Source organism: Brevundimonas sp., from assembly GCF_036677305.1.
Lineage (GTDB): Bacteria > Pseudomonadota > Alphaproteobacteria > Caulobacterales > Caulobacteraceae > Brevundimonas.
Genome location: NZ_JAKFEB010000239.1, coordinates 1 through 6,487 on the forward strand (window position 1 = coordinate 1; position 6,487 = coordinate 6,487).

The following is a 6,487-nucleotide window of genomic DNA, read 5'->3' on the forward strand; positions in this document are numbered from 1 at the left end:
CAGATCATGACCCTGCACGGCGCCAAGGGGCTGGAGTTCCCGCTGGTCTTCCTGCCCGGTTGGGAGGAAGGCGTCTTCCCCAGCCAGCGCAGCATCGACGAGAAGGGCGAAAAGGGCCTCGAGGAGGAACGCCGCCTCGCCTATGTCGGCGTCACCCGGGCCAAGTCGGACGCGCGTATCAGCTTCGCCGCCAACCGGTTGGTCTACGGCCGCTGGACCTCGCAGTTGCCCAGCCGTTTCGTTGACGAACTGCCCATCGCCCATGTCGAGGCCGAGAGCGACACCGGCTACTACGGCGTCACCCCCGGCATGAAGGACGCCAAGAGCCGCTGGGACGACATGCCGACCTTCGGGTCCGGCTATTCCTCGCCCGGCTGGAAGCGCGCCCAGTCCTTCACCGCCGGCCGGGCGCCCGACGCCCGTCCGGCGCGCCACGCCCTGATCGAGGGCGACGGCCGCCTCGTCGCCACGGCCGATCCCAGGGCAGGCTCTAACTGGTCGAAGGGTGAACGCGTCTTCCACCAGAAATTCGGCTACGGTCTGATCACCGGCATCGAGGGCAACAAGCTGCTGGTGGCGTTCGACAAGGCCGGGGAGAAGAAGGTGATCGACAGCTTCGTGGAAAAGGCGCCGTGACGCCCAGCCGCCGCGAGCTTCTGGCCGCCGCGGCGGCGCTGTCCGTGCCCTCCTCCGCCAACGCCGGCGCGGATCGTCCCGGGTTCGTCACGCGCGACGGCATCGGATTGAAGATCGACGGCCGGCCCTACCGCTTCGTCGGCGCCAACGCCTGGTATCTGGCCTGGCTGGGCGCGGACGCCGACTTCGGCGACCCGGCGCGGCTGGGTCGCGAACTGGATGCGCTGGCCGGCGACGGCGTGACCAATATCCGGATCGCCGCCTCGGCCGAACTGTCGCCGCTGAAGAACTCCGTCCGGCCCGCCTTCCGCGACCGGAGCCCGGTCTACAACGAGACCCTGCTGGTCGGCCTGGACCGCGCGCTGGCCGAGATCGGGCGGCGCGGCATGAAGGCGGTGCTCTATCTGACCAATTTCTGGGAGTGGTCCGGCGGGATGATGACCTACCTCTCGTGGGTCAACGGCGGCCGGTACCTGGACATGAACGACCCGGCCCATCCATGGCCGGAGTTTCCGGACTTCGTCGCCGACTACTACGGCAATGCGGAAGCCGTCGGCCTCTATCATGACTACATCCGAGCCGTGGTCTCACGGACCAATACCGTGACGGACGTCCGCTACGCCGATGATCCCGCCATCATGGCCTGGCAGCTGGCCAACGAGCCCCGGCCGGCCGGCTCAGATTCCCGCGCCGCCGCAAACCTGCAGGCCTTCCAGCGCTGGATCTCCGACACGGCCCGGCTGATCAAGTCGCTGGATCCGCACCATCTCGTCTCGACGGGCAGCGAAGGGCTGAAGGGGGCGGTCGAGCGGGCCGACATCGTGCTGGACGCGCACCGTTCGCCGGACATCGACTATCTGACGGCGCACATCTGGCCCGCCAACTGGAGCTGGCTGGACCGGCGGGACATGGCGGGCACCGACGCAGAGGCGCGGGCGCGAACCGCGGAATACATCCAGCAGCACATCGGCTTCGCCCGGGAGCTGGGCAAGCCGCTGGTGATCGAGGAGTTCGGCTATCCGCGGGACGGCGACGCCTTTGATCCCGCGACGCCGACGACCCTGCGGGACGGCTTCTACGCCGACATCCACGCCGCCGTCCTGGCCGACAGCCGCGCGGGCGGGCCCTTGGTCGGCTCCAACTTCTGGGCCTGGAACGGCGAAGGGCGGACGCGCAATCCGGACTTCCGCTTCCGCGACGGCGACCGGGCCTGGCTGGGCGATCCCCCGCACGAGCCGCAGGGCTGGTACGGCGTGTTCGACACGGATCAGTCCACGCGGGCGTCGATCCGCCGGCAGGCCGCCGCGCTGGCGGCGCTCTAGACGCCGCTACTCAGGGGTCCGCGCCTCCTCGGCCGGCATCCGATGCGTCGCCACGGTCTCCCAGGCCCCCACCCCGATCAGAACGGCGGTGGCGCACGCCGCCAGCCCTACCGGCGTCAGCACCGGGACCGCCAGGCTCAAGGCGCCCAGCGCGGCGATCCCGCCCAGTCTCGAGGGCGACCAGATCCCGAAGGCGGCGAGTTTGAAGACCTGGGCTCCGACGAGGAACAGCATCGGCCCGCCGATCAGGACGGCCGCCATGGCGAAGTCGATCGCGCCTCCCGGGTGGCTCAACGACATCTCGTCCCCCACGGCCGTGACGACGATGCCGGCGACCACGAGGATCGGCGCATAGGTGTAGGCGCGGCGTGCGACCCGGCCCGTGTCGTTCGCATGGGAGATGACGTCGGAGGCGGCGTCATGCGCCTTGCTGAACCAGATCCACCACATGGCCAACGTTCCTGCGAAGGCCGCCGCGAAAGCCCCGACGACCGGGGCCGTCCAATCCAGCCCGGCGAAGGTCGCGCCGGTGACGAGGACGGACTCGCCGAGGCAGATGATGATGAACAGGCCGACGCGCTCGGCCATATGCGCGCCCTCGACCTCCCAGTCCTCGGTGTGCGAGCGGCCCAGGCCGGGAACCCAGAAATAGCAGGCCGGACCCGCGAACTCGAAGGCGACGGCGATCAGCCAGATAATCAGCCGGGCCTGGCCCTCCATCAGCCCGCCGGTGATCCAGAGGGCGGCGCCGACTCCGGCCCAGATGCAGATGCGCTGGAAATTGGGGCGAAGCACATCGTGCCGACGCACCGCCCACAGGGTGAAAAGGCCCCGGCCGACCTGGAGGGAGGCGAAGGCGCAGGCGAAGATCAGCCCCTTCTCGCCGAACGCCTCCGGAAGGGAGGTCGACATGACGAGGCCCGCCGCCATCAGCAGGAAAAGCAGGGCGCGGACCGGCGCGCGCTCGGGGTCCAGCCAGTTGGTGATCCAGCTGGTGTCTATCCACGCCCACCAGACGGCGCCCAGCAGCATGAACCCCTGCAGGGCCCCGATCCAGCTCAGATGGGCCAGCAGGGCGTGGGAAATCTGGGTGATGGCGAAGACGAAGATCAGGTCGAAGAACAGTTCGACAAAGCCCACGCGGGCGTGGCCGCCGTCCCGGGTCCTCAGCAGGTCGCCGGCCATCCGATTCCAACCCTTCGTTAAGCCTGAAGCCCGACCCTGCCTCTGTGCATGAGTCCCGTCCAGAAGCGGTCCTGACCGAACCGGTTCCCAGCCTGTGGGAACGGGCGATCTCGATCGGCCTCATCGCCATGCTGACCGGCGCCCTGATCGGGCCCGTGTTCGCGCCGCTGCAGGAAGAGACGCCGGTGCTGCGTCTGGTCTGGCTGCCGGCCTATGCGGCCATCTTCGGCATGGCGGCGTACCGGATCGACCGGCTGTGGCGCGCCTGGCCGGCGATCCTGGCCATGGTCGCCGTGATCGGCCTGGCCTTCGCCTCCAAATACTGGTCGATCGACTATGGCGTGACCAGCCGCCGCGTCATCGCCCTCGCCATCAGCTGCGTCTTCGCCCTCTACCTCGGCGCCGTGTTCCGGGGCCCGCACCTGCCGCGCCTGCTGATGCACGCCGCCCTGCTGATGGCCGTGGGCAGTCTGGTGATGGTCTTCGCCTTCCCCTCCATCGGGGTCCACCAGTACGACAACGCCGGCCTGTGGCGCGGCCTCTGGTACGAGAAGAACCAGATGGGGGCCGTCATGGTGATCGGGGCCACGGCCTCGGCCGCCTGCCTTGTCTCGCCCGATCCGCGCCGCCTGCTGCCCGCCGTCGCCCTCGGCCTCGCCTCGATCCTCGTGCTGGCCACCCAGTCAAAGACCTCCCTGCTGTGCCTGATCGTCGGCCTCGGCTTTGTCGGCGCCTTCTGGTCGATGAAGCGCGGCGGCGCGGCCTTCAGCGTTGCGGCCATCTGGGTGCTGGTGGTGCTGGCGGGTGTCGGCCTGTGGACCTGGGAGACCCATTCGGTCGCCGTGCTGGAAGCCCTGGGCAAGGACCCCTCCCTGACCGGTCGCACCGAGATCTGGGACAGCCTGATGCGCAAGGTCGCCGACCGTCCGTGGACCGGCTACGGCTACGGCGCCTTCTGGGGCCGCGAGGGCGAATCCGTCCCCGCCGACTGGGTGCGCAAGGAGACCGGCTGGAGCGTGCCCAGCGCCCACAACGGCTGGATCGACCTGCTCGTCCAGCTGGGCTGGCCCGGCGCTGTGCTGGTCGGCGTGCTGATGGCGTCGACGGCTTTCATCACCATCCTGCGCTCCATGGGCTCCGGCGCGCGCGAGGGCTGGTGGGCGCTGGGCTTCCTGGCCGCCTTCTTCGTGCTGAGCCTGTCGGAGAGCATTCTGGTGCAGCACCAGAGCCTGCCCTGGGTGCTGTTCCTCGCCGTCCTCACCCGCGCCGTCCTGCCCTCGCCCGCGCCGGCCGTCGTTCCGCTTGTGGAGAAGCGCCGCGGGGCCTACCAGACCCCCTCCCGAATCGCCGCACAGTATCCGCATGGGCCAGTCCGCCGACCTCCTTTCGCTGTTCGATGACGAGCCGACGCAGCCGCGTCCCGCCGATCCCGTCGCCACGCCTGAACCCGCGCCCGAGCCGGCGCTGACGCCGCAGGCCGCAGCGCCGCGTCCGGCGCCCGAGCCGGTTCGCGCGCCCTCGACCGCCGATCCGTCGGCCCCGCCCGTCGCCGGCGGCTATTCCGCCTCCTCGATCGAGGTGCTGGAAGGGCTGGAGCCCGTCCGCAAACGCCCCGGCATGTACATCGGCGGCACTGACGAGCGCGCGCTGCACCACCTGTTCGCCGAAGTCCTCGACAACGCCATGGACGAGGCGGTCGCCCGGCATGCGAAGCTGATCACCGTCGACCTCGACGCCGAGGGCTGGCTGTCCGTCCGCGACGACGGTCGGGGCATCCCGGTCGACCCGCACCCGAAACATCCGGGCAAGTCGGCGCTCGAGGTGGTCATGACCGTCCTCCACTCGGGCGGCAAGTTCTCCGGCAAAGCCTATGAAACCTCTGGCGGTTTGCACGGCGTCGGCGTCAGCGTCGTCAACGCCCTGAGCGAACAGCTGGACGTCACCGTCTGGCGCGACGGGTACGAGTGGAAACAGTCGTTCAGCCGCGGACTGCCGCTGGGCTCGATCGTCCAGGGCCAGCCTTCGAAGAAGAAGGGCACCCTGATCCGGTTCAAGCCGGACGAGGAAATCTTCGGCGTCGGCGCGGCCTTCAAGCCCGCCCGCCTGTTCCGCATGGCCCGGTCCAAGGCCTACCTCTTCCGCGGCGTCGAGATCCGCTGGACCTGCGCCGCGGAGCGAATCACCGACCACACCCCGACTGAAGCGGTCTTCCACTTCCCCAACGGTCTGGCCGACGCCCTGGCCGAGCGGATCGGCACGCTGGAGACCGTCACCCCGGCCTTCGCGGGCCGCGTCGAGCGCAAGGGCGAGGCCGGCGCGGTCGAATGGGCCGTGACCTGGTCGCCCATCGGCTTCGGCGAGGCCGACGGCTTCGTCTCCTCCTACTGCAACACCGTGTCGACGCCCGACGGCGGCACACACGAGGCCGGCTTCCGCGCCGCCCTGGTGAAAGGCCTCAAGGCCTATGGCGAGCTGACCAACGAGAAGCGCGCCAACCTGATCACGGCCGAGGACGTCATCGCCAACGCCGGGGCCATGATTTCCGTCTTCATCCGCAATCCCGAGTTCCAGGGCCAGACCAAGGACCGCCTGTCCTCGCCCGACGCCCAGCGTCTGGTCGAGCAGCTGATGCGCGATCCGCTGGATCACTGGCTGACCGAAAGTCCCAAGCAAGCCAACACCTTGCTGGGCTTTGTTATCGAACGGGCCGAGGATCGTCTGAAGCGCCGCAAGGACAAGGAAGTCCAGCGCGCCCAGGCCACGCGCAAGCTGCGCCTGCCCGGCAAGCTGTCGGACTGCTCGCGTCAGTCGGCCAACGGCACCGAGCTGTTCATCGTCGAGGGCGACTCGGCCGGCGGCTCGGCCAAACAGGCGCGCGACCGCACCACCCAGGCCATCCTGCCCCTGCGCGGCAAGATCCTGAACGTCGCCTCGGCCACGGCCGACAAGCTGCGCGCCAACATCGAACTGTCCGACTTGGCCCTGGCTCTCGGCGTCCAGCCCGGCAGCCGGTTCAACATCGACGACCTGCGCTACGAGCGGATCGTCATCATGACCGACGCCGACGTGGACGGCGCCCACATCGCCGCCCTGCTGATCACCTTCTTCTACCGCTCCATGCCCGAGACGATCCGTCAGGGCCGGGTCTATATGGCCCTGCCCCCGCTCTACCGGATCAGCGCCGGCCCCCTGTCCGAATATGCCCGCGACGACGCCCACCGCGACGAACTGCTGGCCACCGTCTTCAAGGGCAAGAAGACCGAGATCGGCCGCTTCAAGGGTCTGGGCGAGATGATGGCCTCCCAGCTCAAGGAGACCACCATGGACCCGAAGAAGCGCACCCT

The 6,487-nt window shown here is 69.2% G+C and carries 5 protein-coding genes; 4 read left to right on the forward strand and 1 reads right to left on the reverse strand.

Annotated elements, in window-relative coordinates:
- Positions 1-636, forward strand: a 636-nt coding sequence (locus tag V6M42_RS13580; RefSeq protein ID WP_332678975.1) for a 3'-5' exonuclease, incomplete at its 5' end; no start/stop codon positions are given.
- A complete protein-coding gene (locus V6M42_RS13585) occupies positions 633-1,958 on the forward strand; it encodes a glycoside hydrolase 5 family protein (protein ID WP_332678977.1) in 1,326 nt (441 codons plus the stop codon). The genes V6M42_RS13580 and V6M42_RS13585, both read left to right, overlap by 4 nt.
- Positions 1,959-1,964: 6 nt before the next feature.
- On the opposite strand, the gene V6M42_RS13590 is transcribed toward V6M42_RS13585, so the two are convergent.
- The gene (locus V6M42_RS13590; protein ID WP_332659548.1) at positions 1,965-3,143 is read right to left on the reverse strand and encodes a low temperature requirement protein A; all 1,179 of its coding nucleotides are present in this window, start codon (positions 3,141-3,143) and stop codon (positions 1,965-1,967) included.
- Positions 3,144-3,187: 44 nt separating this feature from the next.
- On the opposite strand from V6M42_RS13590, the gene V6M42_RS13595 reads away from it, so the two are divergent.
- Positions 3,188-4,543, forward strand: coding sequence for an O-antigen ligase family protein (locus V6M42_RS13595; RefSeq protein WP_332678979.1), 1,356 nt, complete (start codon positions 3,188-3,190; stop codon positions 4,541-4,543).
- Positions 4,506-6,487: DNA topoisomerase IV subunit B (locus V6M42_RS13600; RefSeq protein WP_332678981.1), on the forward strand; the 1,982-nt coding region annotated here is incomplete at its 3' end. The genes V6M42_RS13595 and V6M42_RS13600, both read left to right, overlap by 38 nt.

Coding starts and splice junctions, on each gene's coding strand:
- V6M42_RS13590 (WP_332659548.1), bottom strand. CDS start 3,143: ATGGCCGGCGACCTGCTGAGGACCCGGGACGGCGGCCACGCCCGCGTG.